16 protein-coding genes and 2 pseudogenes are annotated in these 21,250 nt (G+C 67.0%); 6 read left to right on the top strand and 12 right to left on the bottom strand.

The annotated features are described in order from the left end of the window. Nucleotides 1-4 precede the first annotated feature (4 nt). Complete coding sequence (locus HLH29_RS19725) at nt 5-1,135, bottom strand: TonB-dependent receptor (RefSeq protein ID WP_338030264.1); 1,131 nt, start codon at nt 1,133-1,135, stop codon at nt 5-7. Continuing rightward, entirely contained in the window at nt 1,080-2,435 is a 1,356-nt protein-coding gene (locus HLH29_RS20020) for a TonB-dependent receptor (RefSeq protein WP_338030261.1), read from the bottom strand. Before HLH29_RS20020 ends, HLH29_RS19725 begins: the two co-directional genes overlap by 56 nt. A gap of 127 nt (nt 2,436-2,562) precedes the next feature. Between HLH29_RS20020 and HLH29_RS15555 the strand changes: the two genes are divergently transcribed. The 5 genes from HLH29_RS15555 (at nt 2,563) to HLH29_RS15535 (ending at nt 9,135) form a co-directional block, all read left to right on the top strand. Continuing rightward, a complete protein-coding gene (locus tag HLH29_RS15555) occupies nt 2,563-3,456 on the top strand; it encodes a LysR family transcriptional regulator (protein ID WP_246374307.1) in 894 nt (297 codons plus the stop codon). A 114-nt stretch (nt 3,457-3,570) separates the two neighbouring features. Beyond that, nucleotides 3,571-4,986, top strand: a complete 1,416-nt coding sequence (locus HLH29_RS15550) for a DUF2252 domain-containing protein (protein WP_182968290.1) — start codon at nt 3,571-3,573, stop codon at nt 4,984-4,986. A gap of 3 nt (nt 4,987-4,989) precedes the next feature. Further along, a complete protein-coding gene (locus HLH29_RS15545) occupies nt 4,990-6,747 on the top strand; it encodes a SulP family inorganic anion transporter (RefSeq protein WP_182968289.1) in 1,758 nt (585 codons plus the stop codon). A gap of 95 nt (nt 6,748-6,842) precedes the next feature. After that, nucleotides 6,843-8,144, top strand: coding sequence for a sensor domain-containing diguanylate cyclase (locus tag HLH29_RS15540; protein WP_182968288.1), 1,302 nt, complete (start codon nt 6,843-6,845; stop codon nt 8,142-8,144). A 43-nt stretch (nt 8,145-8,187) separates the two neighbouring features. Then, nucleotides 8,188-9,135, top strand: coding sequence for an EamA family transporter (locus tag HLH29_RS15535; RefSeq protein ID WP_182968287.1), 948 nt, complete (start codon nt 8,188-8,190; stop codon nt 9,133-9,135). Here HLH29_RS15535 and HLH29_RS15530 read toward each other — a convergent pair. From HLH29_RS15530 to HLH29_RS15495, 9 genes and pseudogenes are all read right to left on the bottom strand, one after another. Beyond that, the gene (locus tag HLH29_RS15530; RefSeq protein WP_182968286.1) at nt 9,076-9,639 is read right to left on the bottom strand and encodes a GNAT family N-acetyltransferase; all 564 of its coding nucleotides are present in this window, start codon (nt 9,637-9,639) and stop codon (nt 9,076-9,078) included. The genes HLH29_RS15535 and HLH29_RS15530 overlap by 60 nt on opposite strands. Nucleotides 9,640-9,670: 31 nt before the next feature. Further along, nucleotides 9,671-9,940: a hypothetical protein gene (locus tag HLH29_RS15525; protein ID WP_182968285.1), complete on the bottom strand. Its 270-nt coding sequence runs from the start codon at nt 9,938-9,940 to the stop codon at nt 9,671-9,673. Then, a complete protein-coding gene (locus HLH29_RS15520; protein ID WP_182968284.1) occupies nt 9,937-11,451 on the bottom strand; it encodes a sodium:solute symporter family protein in 1,515 nt (504 codons plus the stop codon). The genes HLH29_RS15525 and HLH29_RS15520 overlap by 4 nt, the downstream gene beginning before the upstream one ends. Nucleotides 11,452-11,475: 24 nt before the next feature. After that, nucleotides 11,476-12,891: an amidase family protein gene (locus HLH29_RS15515; RefSeq protein ID WP_246374306.1), complete on the bottom strand. Its 1,416-nt coding sequence runs from the start codon at nt 12,889-12,891 to the stop codon at nt 11,476-11,478. Beyond that, nucleotides 12,888-14,258 (bottom strand): aminotransferase, encoded by a 1,371-nt coding sequence (locus tag HLH29_RS15510; RefSeq protein WP_182968283.1) that lies wholly within the window; start codon nt 14,256-14,258, stop codon nt 12,888-12,890. Before HLH29_RS15510 ends, HLH29_RS15515 begins: the two co-directional genes overlap by 4 nt. Nucleotides 14,259-14,300: 42 nt before the next feature. Beyond that, a complete protein-coding gene (locus HLH29_RS15505) occupies nt 14,301-16,721 on the bottom strand; it encodes a TonB-dependent receptor (RefSeq protein WP_182968282.1) in 2,421 nt (806 codons plus the stop codon). A 303-nt stretch (nt 16,722-17,024) separates the two neighbouring features. Next, entirely contained in the window at nt 17,025-17,516 is a 492-nt protein-coding gene (locus HLH29_RS19715) for an NAD(P)-dependent oxidoreductase (protein ID WP_275944191.1), read from the bottom strand. Continuing rightward, nucleotides 17,515-17,643, bottom strand: a pseudogene (locus HLH29_RS19925) (2-hydroxyacid dehydrogenase); the annotation flags it as partial. The gene HLH29_RS19715 and the pseudogene HLH29_RS19925, both read right to left, overlap by 2 nt. A gap of 337 nt (nt 17,644-17,980) precedes the next feature. Continuing rightward, nucleotides 17,981-18,751: pseudogene (locus HLH29_RS15495) on the bottom strand (class II aldolase/adducin family protein); the annotation flags it as partial. 125 nt (nt 18,752-18,876) lie between these two features. Here HLH29_RS15495 and HLH29_RS15490 point away from each other — a divergent pair. Beyond that, nucleotides 18,877-19,815, top strand: coding sequence for a LysR substrate-binding domain-containing protein (locus HLH29_RS15490; protein WP_182968280.1), 939 nt, complete (start codon nt 18,877-18,879; stop codon nt 19,813-19,815). A gap of 43 nt (nt 19,816-19,858) precedes the next feature. Here the strand turns inward: HLH29_RS15490 and HLH29_RS15485 are convergent, their stop codons facing one another. Continuing rightward, nucleotides 19,859-20,962, bottom strand: a complete 1,104-nt coding sequence (locus tag HLH29_RS15485) for an aromatic ring-hydroxylating oxygenase subunit alpha (RefSeq protein ID WP_182968279.1) — start codon at nt 20,960-20,962, stop codon at nt 19,859-19,861. Between the last annotated feature and the right edge of the window lie 288 nt (nt 20,963-21,250).

The following is a 21,250-nucleotide window of genomic DNA, read 5'->3' as shown; positions in this document are numbered from 1 at the left end:
GAGGTCAGAAGCCGGTGCTGAGCGAGGCGATGGCGGCCACGCCGCCGGCGCTGAGATAAAGCGGCGAAGAGCCGGCAATGGTGGTGCCGTAAATGCCCCGCGTGGCTTTTGCGTTGGTGGAGATGCTCTGGAACCCGGACAGATAGTTCCTGGCTCCGATATTGACGACGTTGAGCTGGAACTGCGGATGCTCGGCGAACCACAGTTTGCGCATACGATAGCCGAGCGTGATGTTGGCGGTCTCGTAGCCGGGAATCTTCTCGTCGTTCATGATCGTGGAATATTGGGAACCGACGTAATTGAACGCAAAGTTTCCGAAGACAGAACCATCGTCATACGAAATCCCGACGGCGGCCGAGAATTCGGGGCTCTGCACGGCGCGCTTGCCGCGCGTGGGCAGCAGGTCGTTGCCCTTTATGATATTGTTGTCCGTCGTCGCGTGCAGATACTGGGCGGAGACATAGGGGCTCCAGTGATGCCAGGGGCGCAGGCCGATTTCGCCCTGTGCGCCGCGCGACGTCTTGCCACCCGCCTCGATCGGCGAGGGGAGGGGAATGCCGTTGATATATTGCGACGAGGTAATCTGGTTGTTGGTGATGTTGTAGTTGAACAGCGAAAGGGCGACGTTGACCGTCGAATAGTGGCGATAGCCGATTTCCTCGCCGATCGCATATTCGCCCTTGAGCGACGATTGCTTCGAGGCCGGATTGGGGCTGGAGGTGGAGAAGACCTCGCCATAGACCTGAACGGAGGCAGGCGCGCGGTAGGAGGTCGTTCCGTCGATATAGATCTGGTCGTTGGGCGTGATCTGGTAGCTGGCGGAAACCTGCGGCAGGGGCTGGGAATAGCTGCCACCGACATTGTAGTGGGTGACGCCGGGGATCAGGTTGGTCGCCCAGCGGGTGATCATCAGGTAGCGCAATCCGGCATCCAGCGTCAGCCGGCCTCCCAGAAGCTTCAGCTCGTCATCGATGAAGATCTCGTTCATCTGATGCTTGAAATTCATGTCGAGCGTTCTGTACTCGCGGCCGTCGGGAAGGGTGACCATGTATTTGCTGTATCGGTTGGCGATGCTGCCGTCATAACCGACGGGCGCGTAGTAGATGGGCTCTTCCAGGGCGATATAGCTGTAGATATATCCGGCGCGGAAAATGTTGGCTCCCGCCTTCCACGTCAGGGCCGCGTTGAGGAATCCCGTCTTCTGCGGGACGGGGTTGATGCTGGAGGCGGTCATGACGCCATGGGTCTGGTAGGGCAGGTTCAGGTCGGGAATGGCCTGGTTCCCGAAATACGAGCCCTTGTTCTTTATGGTTACGCCGCCTAAGTAGAATTCGGAATAGTTCATTATAGGCAGGCGTGACGTCCAGCGTCGTGGAGCGGCTCAGCTTCAGCTTGATCGGGGCGATCAGCACGGTCGAGCGGCGCTGGTACTGCTGCAGGCCGATCCAGTTCGTATTTCCCGGGAAATATTCCTTCGTATAGTTGAAGGATGTCCCATATTGCTCCCACTGCGTCAGCGTCACGGGGCGGTAATTGCCCTGCTGCCAGTTGTCGTAGGAAAAGGTCAGGCCCGCGCTGCTGCCTTCGCCCCAGTTCTTGATAAGTTTCGAATCGACATGATATTTCTTGAAGACGCCCGATCCGCGCCACTGGTCGTTGGTGGTGGAGGAGAAGGAGGCGAATGCCTTGACCCCGCTATGGCCGATCTCGCCCGTGTCGTAGCGGATATATTCCCGCTGCAGGGATTTCGAGCCGAAGCTGAAATCGACCATGCCGCTCCGGTGATCCTGCGGGCCGCGCAGGGCGACGGTCACCAGGCCGCCGACATCGTTATAGACCGGCGCGCCGATATCGGGCGCGCCCTGGGCGACCGTGACGGACTGGATGTTGTCGGTATCCACCATCGCCTGTGTATAGGGCGTGTAGTTGATGCTGTCGTTCAGCGGAATCCCTTCATAGACGAAGCCGATTTCCGCCTGTTGCAGGCCACGGATCGACATGGCGGTGTTCGATTGGCCCAGCGGGTCGGTGCTGGCGGAAATGACGCCCGGCAAGGCGGCAATCATGGCGATCGCGTTGCCGGTCGGCGCCTGCTTGGCGATGAAATCGCGCGTCACCGTGCTTTGCGAGCGTGCCAGGGTCTGCCGCGCCATCAGGCCGCCGCCGGGCGTGGTGTTGGTCACGCCGTTGGCCGTGCGCATGCCGCCGGTGACTGAAACGTCTTCGCTCCTGGCGGCCTGGATACCGGCGGGCGGCTTATGCGCGGCCGCCGGGGCTGTTGCCTTCGCCGGCGCGGCGGTGGCCGGCGTGGCGTGGCGTGAAAGGGGATGAGGGGTCGCGTGCCTGGAATCGTACGGCACGCGGGCCTGCGCCGTGACGGAAATCAGGGTGGTCGAGACAAGGAGCCGGGCAAGGAGGGATCTGGGGCGGGACAAGGGAAGGTCCTCCTTCTGGCGGAACGGGCAGGCAAGAATTTTTCCTTCGCACACTGTTTTGATTTCGAAAGGGATCGTCAAATAACGAGTTTTCTGCTTTATTATAAATCTTATGAATATCTCGCGGATGGACCTGAATCTGGCCCAGGTGTTCCTCGCCCTGTGGCATGAACGCAGCGTCAGTCGCGCGGCGGTGCGGCTGGCCCTGACCCAGCCGGCCGTCAGCGCGTCCCTGCGGCGCCTGCGCGCCCTGTGCGGTGACGAGCTGTTCGTCAGGACGCGCTACGGCATGCAGCCGACGTCCCGGGCGACGACGATGGCGTCGGTCCTGGAGGAATGCGTCGATACGTTGCGCGGCGCCCTGGGGCAGCGGGGTGAGTTCAATCCGGCGTTTTCGTCGCGCAGCTTCGTGGTCGGCTGCGACGGCGGTCTGGATTATGCGCTTGGACCGCACCTGATGGCCAAAATCAGGGAGGTGGCGCCAAACGTGACGCTGACGGCCCGGGCCGTTCCGGCCGATACGATGAACCTGACGCTGGAGCGCCGGGAAATCGACCTTGCCGTCACGATCTATCCGTTGACGCGGCCTGATTGCGTCGCGCTTTCCCTGGCGCCGTACCGCATGGTGTGCGTGGGGGACCCGGAATTCGTCAATCTGCCCGAGACCCTGCGGCTCGAGGAACTCTGCGTGTGGGATCAGATCCTGATCGAAGGCGCGCGGCAGCATAGCGTGTTCGACCACGCCCTGCGCAATCTGGGATTCAGCCGGACCATCCGCGCGGTGGTGCCGTCTTTCGGACATCTTCCGTTGTTTCTGCGAAAGGCGCGGACGGTGGCCGTGGTGCCCGAATATATAGCCCATGCGTTTCGCGAAATGACCGGGCTGTGTGTTGCCGGCCTGCCCGATATCGTGGGGCCGCGCGAGATCCGTCTGCTGTCCCCCGTCGCGAACAGGAACGATGCCGGGCTGTGCTGGCTTCAGAGCCTGGTTCTGGACGCGCGGCATGTCTGGTCCGTCTGAAACGAAGGACCGGGGGAAATGTTCGAAATGACATGATGACGGGTTGCTGGTCGCGGACGAAGGGGAGCGGTTTTCGCACGTGACGGGGGCATTGCGACCTGCAAGGATCGGGAGATGATCGCCTATCCCGCCGATTTCCCGACCCTGAACCGGGCCGCCGCCCTCTCCACCCGGCGCGAACGCCACGCCGGCGGCCGCGCCCTGCGGCATAGCCTGCCGCGCGGCGCCCATGCGGACTGGACGCCGCCGCCCGGCCGCGCCGACCCGGTCGCGATCCTGGAACGGCAGGGGGCGGACCGGATCGCCGGCCTGCTGCCCATCCGCCATCAGCGCATGGCGGCCTCGCCCTTCGCCTTCCTGCGCGGTGCGGCGGCGGTGATGGCGGCGGACCTGGCGCAGACGGTCTGGACCGGCCCGCGCGTGCAGGGCTGCGGCGACTGCCACCTGGCCAATTTCGGCGCCTATGCCTCGCCCGAGGGCGCGCCCGTCTTCGATATCAACGATTTCGACGAAACCCTGCCCGCCCCCTTCGAATGGGACATCAAGCGCCTGGGGGCATCCCTGGTGCTGGCGGGGCAGGAGACCGGCCTGTCGGACAAGGCGGCGCGCGCGCTGGCCGTTCTGGCGGCACAGGCCTACGCCACCGAGATGGCGCGCCTGGCCCCGCTGACGCCGCTGGAGATCTGGACCAACCGGATCGACCTCGCCGCCGCGATCGCTTCATTCGACGACGGACGGGCGCGGCGGCGCGCGGGGACGCTGCTGGCCGAACGGATGGACAGCGCGCGCCGCCATTTCGGGCTGGTGGCCGACAATGGCGGCACGCCGTCTCTGCGCGAAAAGCCGCCGCTGGTGATGCGCCTGCCCGAGCATGACGAGATCGTGCGCGGCGCCTTCGCCCGCTATGTCGCCACCCAGCCGCCCGAGCGCGCCATTCTGCTGGCGCAGTACCGCCTGCGCGACGTGATCTTCAAGGTCGTGGGGGTGGGCAGCGTCGGCACGTTCTGCGCCATCGGCCTGTTCACCACCGCCGATGGCGACAGCCTGCTGCTGCAGATCAAGGAGGCACAGGATTCCGTGCTCGCGCCCTTCGCCGGGGTTTCGGCCTTCCGCAACCAGGGGCAGCGGGTGGTGGCCGGCCAGCGCATGATGCAGGCGGCGTCGGATGTCTTCCTGGGCTGGACCCACACGCAGGACGAGGCCGAGGATGCGCATCACGATCTCTCGGGCGCCGGCCGGCAATTCTATGTCCGCCGCCTCAAGGATGCCCGCCTGGCCGCCATCGGCACCGAAGTCGCGCAGGATGGGTTGGCCGATTACGCGCCGCTCTGTGGCCGCACGCTGGCCCGGGCCCATGCCCGCACCGGCGATGTGGTGGCGCTGTCGGCCTATCTGGGGCGGGGCCGCGCCTTTGCCGATGCGATCGGCGGCTTCTCGCTGCTCTATGCCGCACAGACCCACCGCGACTGGGCGGCGTTCCGGGCGGCGATCGCCGCCGGGCGCCTGCCGGCGGGGAACGGAGGGGTCTGAATCATGACGGCCGGAACCGGGCCGGGAGACAAGGCCGGGCCGCGAGACGGGGCCGCGCCGCCTGGGGGCCTGCTGGCACGCCTGCGGGCGCAGGGGGCCAGGGCGGCGGCGGCCCTGCGCGCGCCCGGCGGGTGGCACGACGCGCTGGCCGGACTGACGCTGGCCTCGATGAACATTCCGCAGGTCCTGGGCTATGCCGCCATCGCCGGCATGCCGGCGGTCACGGGCCTGTATACGGTGCTGCTGCCGCTGGTGGCCTTCGCCCTGCTGGGGTCGTCGCGGCATCTGGTGGTGGCGGCCGATTCCGCCACCGCCGCCATCATCGCCAGCGGGCTGGCGGGCATGGCGGCGGCGGGCAGCCCGCGCTACGTGGCGCTGGTCGGCGCGGTGGCGTGGCTGGTGGCGTCGTTCCTGCTGGGCGCGCGGCTGTTCCGGCTGGGCTTCCTGGCCGATTTCTTCTCGCGCACCGTGCTGGTCGGCTTCCTCACCGGGGTCGGGGTGCAGGTCTGCATCGCCATGTCGCGCGACATGCTGGGCGTGGCGGCCCCGGCGCATAATCCGCTGGCGCAGCTGCTGCAGGTCACGCGCGGGCTGCCGGGGGCCAGCTTCCTGTGCGCCGGGCTGTCGCTGCTGGTGGTGGCGCTGATCCTGGCAGGCGGCCGCCTGCTGCCGCGCGCGCCGATGGCGCTGGTCGCGGTGGTGGGTGCCATCGTGGCCAGCCGGGCGCTGGACCTGGCGGGGCACGGGGTGGCGGTCATCGGCCCGATCGCGGGCGGCCTGCCGTCGCTGCGCCCGCCGAACGTGACGTGGAACCAGATGCTGGCCCTGCTGCCGGTCGCGGGTTCCTGCGTGGTGGTGATCATCGCGCAGAGCGCCGCCACCTCGCGCGCCTTCGCCCTGCGCTGCCACGAAGAGGTGGACGAGAACGCCGACATACTGGGCCTGTCCGCCGCCAATGCCGCCGCCGCGCTGACCGGAACCTTCGTGGTCAATGGCAGCCCCACCCAGACGGCGATGGCGCTGCGGGCGGGCGCGCGCAGCCAGCGCGCGCAGCTTGTCTTCGCGCTGGCTACGCTGCTCGTGCTGCTGGTGCTGACCGGGCCGTTGCGCGACCTGCCGCGCTGCGTGCTGTCCGCCATCGTCTTCGCCGTCGCGGCGGGCATGATCGACTGGCGCGGCCTGCTGGATATCCGCCGCGAGAGCCCCGGCGAATTCCAACTGGCCCTGGCCACCGCCGCCGCCGTGGTGGGAGTGGGGGTGGAACAGGGCATCTTCCTGGCGATCGCATTGTCGCTGTTCCGCCATGTCCGCCACAGCTACCGCCCGCACAGCGTGGTGCTGCTGGTGGATGACGCCACCGGCATGCTGGAGCCGGTACCGGTCGGCCGGGGCATGCAGACCGAGCCCGGATTGATCATCTATCGGTTCGGCGCCGATCTCTTCTATGCCAACTGCTCCCGTTTCGCGGACGATGCGCGGCTGCTGGTCGACAGCGCGCCGGCCCGGCTGCGCTGCCTGATCGTCGATGCCAGCGCGATCACCGATCTCGATTTCTCGGCCGCCGGCACGCTGCGCGACCTGCTGGCGGAACTGCGCGGGCGTGGCGTGCGCGTGCTGTTCGGCCGCGTTTCGCCCTATCTGCGCGCCGACATGGACCGGCACCGGATCACGGCGGTCGCCGGAGCGGACGCCTATTTCACCGCCCTGCATCCCGCGATCCGTGCCGGCCGCGCCATCGTCCACGTGGCCGGGGGAATTTGATTGTCATCGTGATCGAACATGGCTGCCACCCGGTTCCCGAGGCGGCCAAGGTCGGCTATGAAAGTTAACGGGGGATGGACGGGGTTTGATGGCGCATGGTGGACGACTTTCATGACGTCATGGCACTGGCGATCGAGGGAAGCGGAACCGGCATATGGGACCGCGACGTCATTAGCGGTACAATCAGATATTCAGCCGGCTGGGTCGAAATACTGGGCTATGCGCACGACGAGATCCCGGCACGGATAGAGGACAGTTACGGCCGCGTGCATCCCGACGATCTGGCCTATGTCCAGGCGACCATGCAGGATCATTTCGACGGACGCACATCGGTCTATGAGGTCGAGCACCGGCTGCGCTGCAAGGACGGCAGCTACAAATGGGTGCTGAGCCGCGGCATGGTCATCAGCCGCGACGAACAGGGCCGGCCGCTGCGCATGGTCGGCACGACCGCCGACATCACCTCCACCCATCTCATGGCCGAGCGACTGCGGCAAACGACCAACCTGGTCGCCAACCTGACCAACAAGATCCCCGGGCTGATCTTCGAGTCCCGGCGCGCGCCCGACGGCGTGGCCCGCATGACCTATGTCAGTTCCGGCATCGGCGAGATCTTCGGGCTGACGGCCGAAGATGTGGCGATCAGCACCGCGGCGATTCATGATCGTATCCATCCCGACGACCGGGCGATGTATCATGCGTCGCTGGATGCATCCCAACGCGATCTTGTGTCCTGGCAATGCATCTTCCGTGTCGACTTGCCGGTGCGGGGACTCTGCTGGCGGCAGATCGACGCCCGGCCGGCCCGGCTGCCGGATGGCGACACGCTGTGGCACGGGCTGGTGACGGACGTGACCGAGCGCATGGAAATGGAGCAGCAGCTTCACGACCTGGCGCGGCTGGACCATCTGAGCGGCCTGGCAAACCGGCGGGCTTTCCTGGAACGCATGGAAAAGACCTGGTCCGCCCTGGTGCAGGAACGGCACGAGCGGGTGGCGGTGATGATGATCGACGTCGATCATTTCAAATCGATCAACGACCGGTATGGCCACGCGGCGGGCGACGAGGTGATCCGCCATGTCGCCGCGATCATGTGTTCCGTCCTGCGGTCCAACGACATGACCGGGCGCATGGGGGGCGAGGAATTCGCCGTCTGCCTGCCCAATCTCGGCATGGAGGAAGCCGGCCGCATCGGCGACCGCCTGCGGGCCGAGATCGCGGAAACACAGGCCTGGTTCGAGGACATTGCCATTTCGCTGACGGTCAGCATCGGCATTGCCCCAATGCTGCCCACCGACAGGAACGGCGAGCAGGTTCTGGCGCGGGCGGACAAGGCTTTGTACGCGGCCAAGCAGGCGGGCCGAAACCGGCTGGCCTTCGCCGAGAACCCGGACTGAGCGGCGGCATGGGGCATGACAGGCGGCGTGCCGGGGGCGGGTCGTGACGGCCGGACTCGGGGCGGGGCTGGGATACGGCGTGGCGGCCGGTGCGTTCTGGGGGCTGGCGTTCCTGGCACCGGCGCTGGCGGGCGATTTCACGCCGGTGCAGATCTCGATCGGCCGCTATCTGGCCTATGGCGCGTTCTCGCTGCTGGCGCTGGCGCCGCGCTGGCCGACGGTGCGCGCGATGGTCGGGGCGCGGGAAATCCGGGCCCTGTTCGTGCTCGGCCTGCTGGGCAACATCCTCTATTACGTGCTGCTGTCCTATGCGGTGCGGCTGGGCGGGATCGCCGCCACCTCGCTGATCATCGGCCTGCTGCCAGCGGTGCTGACGCTGATCGGCAGCCGTGACGACGGCGCTGTGTCGCTGGGGCGGCTCGCGCCCTCGCTGCTGTTCAGCCTGGCGGCGATAGGCTGTATCGGCTGGGGGACGATCGGCATGGCTGGCCCGGCGCCGGGGGCGTCCCTGCTGGGCTGGCTGTGCGCCCTGGGCGCGATGCTGTCCTGGGCGGCCTATGCCGTCAGCAACCAGCGCTGGCTGGCGCGGCTGGGCCACATCTCGGCACAGGACTGGAACCTGCTGACCGGGGCCGCCACCTTCATCCTGGCGGTGCTGGCCGCGGGGCCGGCCTTCCTGTTCGGGGTGCCGGGCACGCCCGGCGGATGGGACTGGACGCGGTTCGTGGCCGTGGCGGCCGGCAGCGGCCTCCTGGTGTCGATCGTGGGCAATGCCTTCTGGAACCGCATGAGCCGCCTGCTGCCGCTGACGCTGGCGGGACAGATGATCCTGTTCGAAACCCTGTTCGCGCTCCTTTACGGTTTTCTGTGGGACCAGCGCCTGCCGACCGCGATCGAAATCGCGGCGATGCTGCTGGTCTGCGCCAGCGTGCTATCCGGCATGGCCGTCCACCGTCCGTCCGCCGGCATGCCGGTTCCCGAACCGTCCTGATCTTTCACAGGCTGCCTGGTCGTCGAGCGTGCGGTACATCACATGACAGTCCACCGGCCCCAGCGTGGCGTGGCGATAGGCGCCGGGCAGGGTGCCGACGATCAGGAACCCGTGCCGGCGCCACAGCCGCACCGCAACCTGGTTGCTGGCCACCACCATGTTGAACTGCATGGCCGCAAATCCCATCCGCGCGGCCTCGGCCAGCGAATGCGCGCACAGCGCGGCCGCCACACCCTGCCCGCGCGCCGCCGGCGCCACGATATAGCCGGCATTGCAGACATGGTCGCCCGGCCCGGCGGCATTGGGCTTGATGTAGTAGCTGCCCAGAATGACCCCATCGCGCTCGGCGACGAAGGTAGCGCGCGGCGCCTCGCCCCATAGGGCCCAGCCCGCCGCGCGGTCCAGTTCGGGGTCCAGCGCATAGGTTTCGCGCGCGCGGGCAATGTCGCGCAGGACGGGCCAGACCGCATCGAAATCGGCCGGGATCATGGGGCGGATCAGCATGGTCTTCCATCGCGCCCTTTCCCCCGGGGCGTCAAGGCGGGGCGGGCGGTTCGTCTCCCCTCCGTTCGGGCAGGCGGCAGGTAGCGAAATAGCCGCGTTTCTCGTCGTCGCGATAGGCGGCCAGCAGGCAGAGGACGATCGACAGGCCCAGCACCGGAAAATAGACGATCGAGCCCGGCAGGCCCGGCAGGACCGGGGCGGCGGTGCCCAGCGCCAGATAGACCGGCGGCGGCAGGGCGGCGGCCAGGTTGCCGATCATCCACGCCACGACCAGGGTGGCGCGGGGGCGGGCGGGGCTCATGCGGCATCTCCCTGCGCCAGGGCGATGGGGGGCGCGGTGTCACGCCGGCTGGTATCGGCGCCGGCAAACAGCCGGGCCACGCGGTGGGTCTCGGGGGCCGTGTGAGGGGCCAGAAGCGACAGGGCGACATAGGTGGCGGCATTGACCGCCAGCCCGATCACGCCCGAACTCAGCCCCCCGACATGGGCCGCCGCGCCGTGGAAGAATGTTTCCAGCAGGATGGCGGTGGCAAAGCCCGCGACCATGCCGGCGATGCCGGCGGTGGCGGTGCCCCGGCGCCAGAACAGCCCGCCATATTGCGCAACCGCAACCTGGATGATCCCCTGATAGGATAGCAGCGCCAGCATCGACAGATGCGCGATGGGCAGGCAGGCGATCCCGGCCGCCAGCGCGGTGGCGACGACCATGGTTCCCTTCGCCGTCAGGATCGACGTCCGGTAGGGCAGGGTGCGCCCCGCGCCCACGATGTCGTTGGCAACCTGCGTGCCCATGGCCTGGATGATGGCATCCACCCCGCCCATCGTCGCCGCCAGCATCACCGTGCCGGCCAGGCCCAGCCCCACCGGCCCGGCTGCCAGGCGCGCCACCTCGAACCACGCCATGTCCGCCTCGCCATGCAGGCCGGGCAGGGCGGCGGCCATCAGCCCCATCACCACCAGCGCCATCGAGAACAGCATCGACAGCGGCGCGCTGAACACGCCCGCGCGCAGCATGCTGCGCACGCTGTCGGCGGTGTAGAGCCGCACGAAGATCGGCGGCCAGCACCAGCCGCCGAGCGTGCCGGTCAGGATCATCGAGAACAGCGTCAGCGGTCCCCCGCCATCGCCGCCCACGCCCGGCACGCGCAGCATGTGCGCGGGCAGGCGGGAAGGCGACAGGCCCTGGCCGGCCATCCAGGCGATCAACCCCAGGATCAGCGCCGTGCCGCCGACATAGGCGACGATGCCCTGGTACATGTCGGAAATGACCAGGCCGCGCATGCCCATGCGAATGGTCCAGACCTGGCGCACCAGGATCAGCGCCACGCCGCAGGCCACCGACTGCCCCGGCGTCAGCCGCCCCATCGACAGGGCGGAGAACATCGCGCCCAGCCCTTTGAAACCCAGCACCAGCCAGGGCATGATCGACAGCACGCTGATGACCGAGGACGTGACGGCCAGCGCCGTGGAATCATAGCGCAGCCGCAGCAGGTCGGCCTGGGTCTTCAGGTCGTTCGCCGCCCCCCACAGCCACACCCGCCGCGCCATCAGATACATCAGCAGTACGGTGAGCAGGCTGTAGATCGGCATGTAGAAGGCCACCACGCCGCTGCCCAGCGCCATGCCGGTCAGCGACAGCAGGATGCCGCCGGGCCACCAGCTGTTCAGGAACGACATGGATTGCAGCCATGCCCCGTACGACCGGCCACCGACCGCGTAATCCGAGAACGAGCGGTCCTTGCGATAACTGGCCTGCAGCAGCACCACCAGCCCGGCGCAGAACACTCCGACGATTCCGAACGCGATACCCATTGGCGGGCCTCCCTTGATTCTTGGTTATGCGCCCAGCCGCTCCACCAGCCGCGACGGCGCGCGGCGCCCTTCCACCAGCAACCCTTCCAGGGCGTGGCAGACGCGCATGACCGTCACATCGTCCTGCCAGCGGCCGGTCACCTGCACGCCGACCGGCAGGCCCGAGGCCGAGAACCCGGCCGGGATCGACGCCGCCGGCTGCCCCGTCATGTTGGCCAGGAACGCAAAGCCCCCCCATTCCAGCCAGTCGGGCCAGGACGGGTCGGGCACCGTCTGCCCGGCGGTGAACGGCAGCACTGACACGCTGGGCGACAGCACCACATCCATCGTTTCATGCAGGCGCGCGGCTTCCTGCCGGTAGGTAATGCGCCGCATCTGCGCGTCGATCAGGTCGCCGGTCGCGATGGCTGCGCCCTTGAAGGCCTCGGTGCGGAATTCGGGATCGACCAGCTCCAGCCGTTCGGGCGGCAGGCGGCGCAGCGCCTGCCACGCCCCGGCCTGCCACAAGGTGCGGTAGGTGGGGCGCCAATCCTCGAAATCCGGCACCGGCACCAGGGTCGCGCCCGCCAGTTCGGCCAGCGCCACGCTGGCGCCGAAGACGGCCCGCACCTCCGGGTCGACGGGCAGGCAGCCGTAATCCTCGGCCACGCCCACGCGCAGGCCCGAAAGCGGCAGCGGCCCGGCCAGAAAGGCGCCCGGCGGCGCGGGCGGGAAGCTGTACGGGTCCCTTGGGTGATATCCCTCCATCACCGAAAGCATCAGCGCCGCGTCGGCGACCGAGCGCGCCATCGGTCCGTAATGCGCCATATCGGAATAATGCGGCCCGATCGGCCATTGCGGCACCCGCCCGAAGGTTCCCTTCAGGCCGAAGACGCCGCTGAAGCTGGCGGGCACGCGCACCGATCCGCCCCCATCGCTGCCCAGCGCCAGCGGGCCGCAGCCCGACGCCAGCGCCGCCCCGGCGCCGCCGCTGCTGCCGCCGGGGGTAACGGCCGGGTCGTGGGCATTGCGGGTGATGCCGGTCAGCGGGCTGTCGGTCACCGCCTTCCATCCATTCTCGCACGTCGTGGTGCAGGCATAGATGATCGCCCCCGCGGCGCGCAGCCGCGCTACGGACGGGGCATCTTCCGTGGCGGGCGCCTGGCCGATCGACAGGCGCGATCCGCGCCCCAGTACCCAGCCGCGCGTCATGGCGGTGTCCTTGACCGACACCGGAATCCCTTCCAGCGGCCGGGTCGGCAGGCCGGCGCGCCACGCCCGCGCGGACGCGTCGGCGGCGGCCAGGGCCTCGTCGGCATCGACGCGCACGAACGGGTTCAGCACCCCCTGCATGGCATCGGCGCGCGCCAGCACCGCGCGGGTCACCTCGACCGGCGACGTATCGCCGGCGGCGTACAGCGCCAGCAGGGTCGTGGCGTCGAGATCGCACAGATCGGTCATGGCGTCGCTTCCTTCAGGCAAAGATCGAGCGTGGTGCGCAGGGCCGCGACAATGGCGTCGATCCCCTCGCGGTCGATGATCATCGGCGGGCAAAAGGCCAGCGCGTCCCCCATCGCGCGTGAAATCACCCCCTGCTGTTGCAGCAACTGGGCGGCGCGGCGTCCCAGCGCGCCCGTGGGCCATGCCGCCGGGTCGGCCAGGCGCGCGGGCGTCAGTTCCACCGCCGCCATCAGCCCCACGCCCCGGACCTCGTCGACCAGCGGGTGGTCGGCCAGCGTGGCCAGGCATTCCTGCATCCAGGCGCCGGCTTCGGCGGCGCGCGCCACCAGGCCGCGCTCGTCGATGATGCGCAGCGTCTCGACCGCCACGGCGGCGGCGACGGGGTGGCCGCCGCCGGTAAAGCCATGGCCGAACGTGCCGATACTGTGCGTCAGGTCGGCAATCGGCTCGAACATCCGCCCGTTCAGCAGGATGGCGGAAATCGGCAGGTAGGATGACGATAATTGCTTGGACAGCACCATCACGTCCGGGCGGATGCCATAGGTCTCGCAGCCGAACATCCGTCCGGTGCGGCCGAAGCCGCAGATCACCTCGTCGGCGACCAGCATGATGTCGTATCGTTCCAGCACCGCCTGGATCTTTTCCCAATAGGTCCGTGGCGGCACGATCACGCCGCCCGCGCCCATCACCGGCTCGCCGAAGAAGGCGGCGATGGTCTCCGGGCCTTCACGCAGGATCAGTTCTTCCAGCTCGCCGGCCAGGCGGGTGGCGAAATCCTCCTCGCTTTCGCCCGGCCGCGCGAAACGGCGGTAATGCGGGGCGGTCAGGTGCAGAAAGCCGGGCAGAGGCAGGTCGAAACCGGTATGATTGGCCGGTATGCCCGTCAGGCTGGCGGCCGCGATGGTGATGCCGTGATAGGCGCGCTGCCGGCTGATGATCTTCTTGCGCTGCGTCTGGCCCAGCGCGTTCGCGCGATACCACAGCATCTTGATGACGGTGTCGTTGGCTTCGGAGCCCGAATTGGTGAAGAACGCCTTGCTCATCGGCACCGGCGCCATCGTCACCAGCCGCTCCGCCAGATCCACCATCGGGCCGTGCCCTTTCTGGCTGAAAGGGTGGTAGTAGGGCAGGCGTTCCATCTGCCGCGTCGCGGCCGCGACCAGCCTGGGCTCGCTGAAGCCCAGCCCCACGCTCCACAGGCCTGCCATCGCCTCGATATAGCGGTTGCCCGCCAGGTCGTAGACATGGATGCCCTCGCCCCGGTCGATGATGAGCGGCCCGCTTTGCAGGTTGGCGCGGGCATCGGTCAGCGGGTGCATGACGTAGCGGGCGTCACGCATTTCCGGTGTCATGATATCGTCTGTCATGGGCTGGATGGTTCCTGTCTGTTGCGCACGCGGCCTCCCCCGTCAGAACCCGACCGTGACGGCGCCGGCGATCGCGAAGCCGCCGCCGATCTGGTAGGTCGGGCTCTTGCCCGCGATGGGGGTGCCGCGCAGGCCCGTCATGGTGTGCGCGTTGGATGTCAGGCCCGCCGTCTGGGCGTAGTAGAGATTGTTCCCGATATTCATCAGGTTCAGCTGGATCTGCGGCCGGTACAGCGTGGCGTGGGCGACATGGACATTGGGCAGCCGGTAGCCCAGCGTCACGTCCGACGTCAGATAGCCCGGAATGCTCTCGTCATTCATGAAGGTGCTGTAGCGGCGGCCGATATAGTTCAGGTTGAAATTCCCGAAATACGTGCCGTCATCATAAGCCAGCCCGATCGCGCCGGTGAAGGCGGGCGTGTTCACCGCGATCTTGCCGGCGGTGGGCAGCACGTCATTGCCCACCTTGAAATCATTATCGGTGGTGGCGTGGACGTACGAGCCCGAGACATAGGGGCTGAAATGATGCCACGGCCGCAGCCCGACCTCGAGCTGCGCGCCACGGATCGTCTGCCCGCCCAGGATGATCGGCGCCGTCACCAGCGATCCGCCGACGAAGGCGGTCGACAGCACATCGTGATTGACCATGTTGTAGTTGAACAGGGCGGCCGACACATGTACCAGCCCGCTATGGCGATAGCCCAGCTCCTCGCCGATCGCATATTCGGGCTTCATGTCCTGCGGATGGCCCTGGATCGGAATGGGCGAGGCCGCGTCATAAATGTCGATATAGGCTTCGCTGCGATCGGGCGCCTTGAAGCTGGTGGTGCCGTTGACATAGATCTGGTCGTTGGGCGTGATGTCGAAACTGGCGGAAACCTGCGGCAGCGGTTCGGCATAGTTCGCGCCGTTCTTGTAGGTCGCGGCACCGGGGATCAGGTTGCTGACCCAGCGCTGCATCATGACCTCCTTGAATCCGGCATTCAGTTTCAGCCGGTCGTTGAAAGCCGTAAACGTATCCTCGATGAATATGGCGTTCGTCTGCTGGCGGAACACGATGTCCCATCCCGACATCACCTGCCCGTCGGCGGTGGTCACGCCAAAGCGTCCCCAGGCATTGGCCGGCAGGCCCTGCTTGCTGGTCGCGGCGTAATTGGCGCGCTCGGTCATGTCCAGATACGAATACCAGTAGCCGACGCGCAGCGTATTGTGCCCACGGGTCCAGGCCAGGTCCGTCATCAGGCTGAGCGTATGCTGGTGCTGCGGATCGACGACCTCGACCGTCTGCTTGCCGTTGGGGCCGACATCGGGCAGGCTGAGCGGCCCGACCAGATGGGTTCCGTAATAGCTGTTCTTCTGGCTTATGGCTTCGCCATAGTTGGTCCATTTGTCCCAGTTGATGAAATAGGGCGTGGCCGACAGCTTGAACCCGCTGCCCAGATTCAGATGCACCGGCGCGATGATGGACAGCACGTCGTTGCGCAGGCGCGCCAGTTGCCAGTAGCTGCCGACGCCGGGCGCGTAGTTCGTGTTGTAATACAGCGAAGACGTACCGAGTTTTTCGAACGCGGCCTTGGTGGGCGTGGCCGAACCGTTGGCGTTGATGCCGGCCGAGGTATAATGCCCCCATAAAAAGGTCAGGCCCGCGCTGTTGCCATGGCCCCATTCCTTGATCGCCTTGGCATCCACATGGTGGCGCATCAGCGAGCCGGGCGTCTGCCAGAACTGGTTGTAGCTCCACGAATAGGACATGAAGGCCCGCACGCCGGTATGGCCGATCTCGCCGGTATCGATCCGGGCGAATTCCTTCTTCATGTTCCAGGTGCCGTAGCTGGATTCCAGCAGGCCGCCGGCGGTGCGTGCCGGATCGCGCAGCGTGGTGCGGATTTCCGCGCCCACCGAATAATAGGCCGGGCTGCTGATGTCGGGCGAACCCTGTGTCAGCGCCACCGACGATACGTTTTCCATGTCCGGGCTGCCGCCGATGGCATCGGGGCTGAGATACACGCCGTCGGTCAGCGGCACGCCTTCCACCAGATAGCCGACCTGCGTATAGTTCAGCCCACGGACCATGATCCCGCGCGAGATCTGGCCATAGGGATCGGAGCGCGCATAGGACACGCCCGGCATGCTGGCCAGCATGGCCTGCACGGTGGTGTTGGACGGTTTCTTGGCGATGAAGTCGCGCGTGACCTCGCTGCGGGATTTCGGCGCGGTCTGCACCGGCATCATGCCGCCGCCGGGCGTGGTGTTGCGCACGCCGGTGGGGGTGGTGATGCCGCCGGTGACCGAGATGGTCTCGGCCGCCGGCGCGGTGCGCGTGGCCGGTCCGGGTGCGGAGTGGGCGGGCGGTGCGGCACGGTGCGCGTGGCTGGTGGCGGGTGTCGCGGCGGGCGTTGCCGCCCGGCCGCCGGGGCAGAATGTCCAGACGCCGGTACAGGCGATGATGGTTCCGGAAATCATGAGCCGTCGTCGGGGAATGGTCGGTGATCGCATGACAGGACCTCCTGGGGGCGAAGCATCTGGCCGTATCCGGCCTGCGCCGGGTCGTTCCGCGGAATAGTCGGCGTGTAGAAAGAACAGGTAATTCTGTTTTAATAATTGTTCTAATTTCTAAAGAAATGGAGGAAAAATCCATTTCATTACGATTGACGTTATCATCTCCGGAGAACGTTTCGGAAGCGACTTTTTCTTCGCATGTGGAAACGAAAAGTTTCCACATGCGGCATGCGTGCGCGCCCGGTCCGGCCGGGCGATGTGTCCGGGTCAGTAGCCGCGGGTGGGGTCGAAGGTCAGGGCGGGACGGTCGCCGCGTGCGATCTGCGCGATGACGTCCAGGATATAGCGCGCGCGATCGGCGATCGGTGCCTCGGACGCGACATGCGGGGTGACGGTGATGCGCGGATGGTCCCACAGGGGGGAGGATGGCGGCAGGGGCTCGTGGTCGAACACGTCCAGTACCGCCCCCGCCAGATGGCCGGACTCCAGGGCCTGGATCAGGTCGTCCACCACCAGATGGTCGCCCCGCGCGACATTGACCACGCCGCCGCCGGGCCGCAGGCGCGCCAGCAGGCCGGCATCGATGATGTGCCGCGTCGAGGGCGTGTTCGGCAGAAGGCAGACCAGGATATCGGTGCCGTTCAGGAACGGCTCCAGCGCCTCGGGCCCGGCGAAATGGGCGGATGCCTTCGAAGGTGGCGGGGCGACGCGACCATCCGCGCACGGCAAAGCCCGCCTGCCGCAACCGTTGGGCAGCATGGCCGCCCAGATGGCCCATGCCCATGACCCCGACGGTGCAGCCGGCGCTGCCGCGTGTTGCCGCCGGGCGGGCCCATGCATGGTCGCGCTGCCGCAGCGCCCAGCTTCGGGCATCGCGCAGCAGCATCAGGCACGCCCAGAGAACATAATCGCCCATCAGCAGTGCCGTGGCGTCGCCGCCCATGCGGACCAGCGGCAGATGCGCCGGCCAGTCCGGGTCGCGGTCCACGATATGGTCCACGCCCGCGCCGCTGCTCAGGATGGCCTTCAGGTTTCCGAAACGCCGCAGGTCGCCGGGCGGCGGGCACCAGACCAGCGCGTAGTCCACACATGCCGGCCGGGCCAGGGCTTCCTCCCACGACAGCAGGGTGACGGAGGGATCGAGGCGGCGAACGGCTCGGCCAGGCGGGCGCGATAGTCCGGCAGATCGTGGATATGAACGGCGATGACCGGCATGGCGCCGTTCAGCTTCGATAGGCGGGCTGCTCGCGGTCCAGCTTGCGCCGCAGCGCCGTCCAGACCAGTTGGCCCTTGTCCGGCTCGTTCGCGAATTGGGCATGGGTGCGCTCCAGCGTCGCGGCGCCGGGCAGGCTCAAGGGCGCGCCGGTCGATTGCACGGCGATCTGGATGCGGCAGGCCTGCTCCAGATAGTACATGCGATAGAAGGTCTCGGCCACCGTGGTGCCGACGGTGAGCAGCCCGTGATTTTCCAGGATCATCGCCGGATGGTCGCCCAGATCGCGGACCAGCCGTTCGCGCTCGCTCAGATTGTCATCGGCGGCGATGCCTTCGTAGGAATGGAAGGCGACATGGTTGGTGAATTCCATGCTGATCTGGTTCAGCGGCAGGATGCCCTGCTTCTGGGCCGCGACCGCCATGCCGGCGAGGGTGTGGGTGTGCATCACGCAGGCCGCGTCGTGCCGCGCGCGATGGATGGCGGAGTGGATGACGAAACCCGCCGGATTCACCGGAAAGGACAAAGGCTGGGCCGGCAGGCCGTCGGCATCGACCTCGACCAGCGAACTGGCGGTGATTTCCTCGAACAGCCAGCCATAGGGATTGACCAGGAAGCGGTTTCCGTCGCCCGGCAGGCGCACGGACAGGTGCGTGTAGATCAGGTCGCTCATGCCGAACAGGGCGATCAGCCGGTAGGCCGCCGCCAGGTCTTCGCGCAGCTCTTGGTCGTTCATGGTCGTGGTCCCGGTTCGCTGACGGTGATGCCGGGCCGAGGGTAGAGGGCGGGAGGGCCCGTCGCGAAGGTGCCTTCCTGTTCGCGGGTGGGAACTCTGGGTTTCCAACCGCTTTACAGCGCCGGTCGCGGCCCCGTAAGATTCCGCCGGACAGCCCGGCGGATTGGATCGTGTCGACGAAGAAACGGCTTCTTCTTCCGCCCTTCGGGGCACTGCGCGCCTTCGATGCCTATGGCCGCACCGGCGGCGTACGCAAGGCGGCGGAGTATCTGGGCGTCAGCCACACGATCGTCGGGCGCCATCTGCGCACGCTGGAAGACTGGGTGGGGGTGGCGCTGATCGACCGGGCCAGCGGCACGCTGACGCAGAAGGGCCTGTCCTATCACAAGGACATCACCGAGGCGCTGAACGGCCTGTCGCGCGCCACCGAGCGGCTGCGCCCGCGCATGGAGGACTCGATCCGCATCAGTTGCGTGTCGGGCTTCGCCTCGCTGTGGCTGGCGGGGCGGCTCGGGGCCTTCCGGCGCAGCGAACCGTCGATCGACCTGATGGTGCGCCCGTTCGACCGGTTTCCCGATTTCGATCGCGACGACCTGCACGCGGATATCCGCTATCTGCGCGACAAGGAGCTGGAAACCTTTCCTGCCGGCTTCAAGAAGGTGCTGCTGGGGCGGCCCGCCATGTTCCCGGTGGCCAGTCCTGTCCTTGCGGCGGAGGTGGCGGGGCGCGTGCGCACGATCACCGACCTGCTGGCCGAGCCGCTGATCGAGGCGGAGGACAGCCACGAATGGCATCTCTTCCTGTCGGGCCACAAAGTTAGCCCGGCCTCGTTCGTGCCGTTCGGACGGCTGGGGCATGCCAGCGTCACCCTGGCGGCGGCGCGACACGGGCAGGGGATCTCGCTGGCCAATGTCTTCCTGGTGTCGGACGATCTGGAGCGCGGAACCCTGGTGAAGGTCACGGTGCCGGGGCAGGCGTTCCGGCGGGTCTTCATCGGCGGCTATTACCTGATCGCCCCCGAGAGCAACTGGAACCGGCCGCAGTTCGTGCGCTTCCGCAACTGGCTGACGGCCGAGGTCGCGTCGTTCCTGGCCCGCGAGATGCCGTAGGGCGGGTTCAGGGGCACCGGCCAGCCGGCGCCCCCGCGTGTGGTCAGGCCGGAAGGGTCCGGCCGGCTGCGGCGTGCTGCCCCGGCTGGCCGCAGCGCGCCAGCAGCGCGCGCAGGTGGTTGACCACGGGGAAGACCTCGCGGTTCCGGTCGCCGCCCTGGGCGTCCCAGGCCTGCTGTTCCAGTTCCACCACCTCGCGGTCTTCCTCGAAGATCCGGTTGGTGAACACCGCCAGCGCCGGCCAGATCAGGTCGATCAGGAACGGAATCTTCGGGCGCCGCACCGACAGCAGGCCAAAGGCGCGGGTCGTGCGCTGGTCGGCGCTCTGCGGCACATAGGCCACCCACAGATCCATCATCAGGTCGCCATCCTTGTCGACGATCCGCAGCGTCTGGTACGGATATTCGGTCCGCACCGTCACCACTTCCTCGACCGGCTGCTCGCGCCCCTTCAGGTCGCGATGGCGGCCGAAGATCAGCGCCTCGGCCAGCGGCTGGTGGGTATCGGTGCGGGCAAAGCTGTAGCGGGCCTCGACGAAATTCTCGCCCCGGTCCTGGCCCAGGAAGCGCGCGCGGATCTGGCCCATCTGGCGGCGGTGCAGGAACTGATGGTTCATGTCCATCAGGTTCTCATGCATGAAGGTATAGTGGCAGGCCACGCGGGGCCCGAACCGCCGCGTGCGGAAATCGGGGTCGCCGACATGCGCCAGCGTGGGCATGGGGACGGAATCCGCCAGGGCCGGATCACCGGGGAAGATGAAGATCAGCCCGCCCTGTTCGCGGCAGGGATAGGTGCGCACGCCATTGGGCAGCTTGCCCTTGCCCAGATAGGGCACGTCGATGCAGCGGCCCGACCGGCCATACGCCCAGCCATGATAGCAGCATTGCACCGCCTGGCCCTTCACCGTGCCCTTGCTCAGCGGCACCTGCCGGTGGGCGCAGCGATCCTCCAGCGCAAAGACCTCGCCCTCGGTGGGGCGGACCAGTGCGACCGGCTGGCCGGCATAGCGGGTGCCGATCGTCTTGCCGGCCTTGAGTTCGTGCGACCACGCCACCGGGTACCAGAAATCGGGGTCGCAATCGATCGTGCGCAGGTCGGGCATCCCGATTCCGATGGCATCGCGCTCGGTGAGGGAGATCTGGTCCATGGCTATGTCCATTCCGGTTCTTTCTTGATCGCGCATTGTCCTCCCTCGGGAACGTCCCTGTCTTGCTCCAGTTGGGAAACCGAGCCTTGCAGAAGACGAAACCATGCGTCCGCCGGGCTTGACAGCGCATGCCGCCGCCGGCTCAGAAAAATAAAAGACGAAAATGAAACGAATATAAATGCATATACGATACGATCGAATATTGGGTATCAAAAATAGATAATTTACTATAATAATATTACTCGGAATTTATGCGTATAAATTATATGTCAAATTATAAAAGTTGTG

It is taken from the genome of Gluconacetobacter tumulicola (genome assembly GCF_014174215.1).
Lineage (GTDB): Bacteria > Pseudomonadota > Alphaproteobacteria > Acetobacterales > Acetobacteraceae > Gluconacetobacter > Gluconacetobacter tumulicola.
Note: the sequence above shows the minus strand (reverse complement) of the source record. Positions and strands in the feature narration are given on the sequence as shown.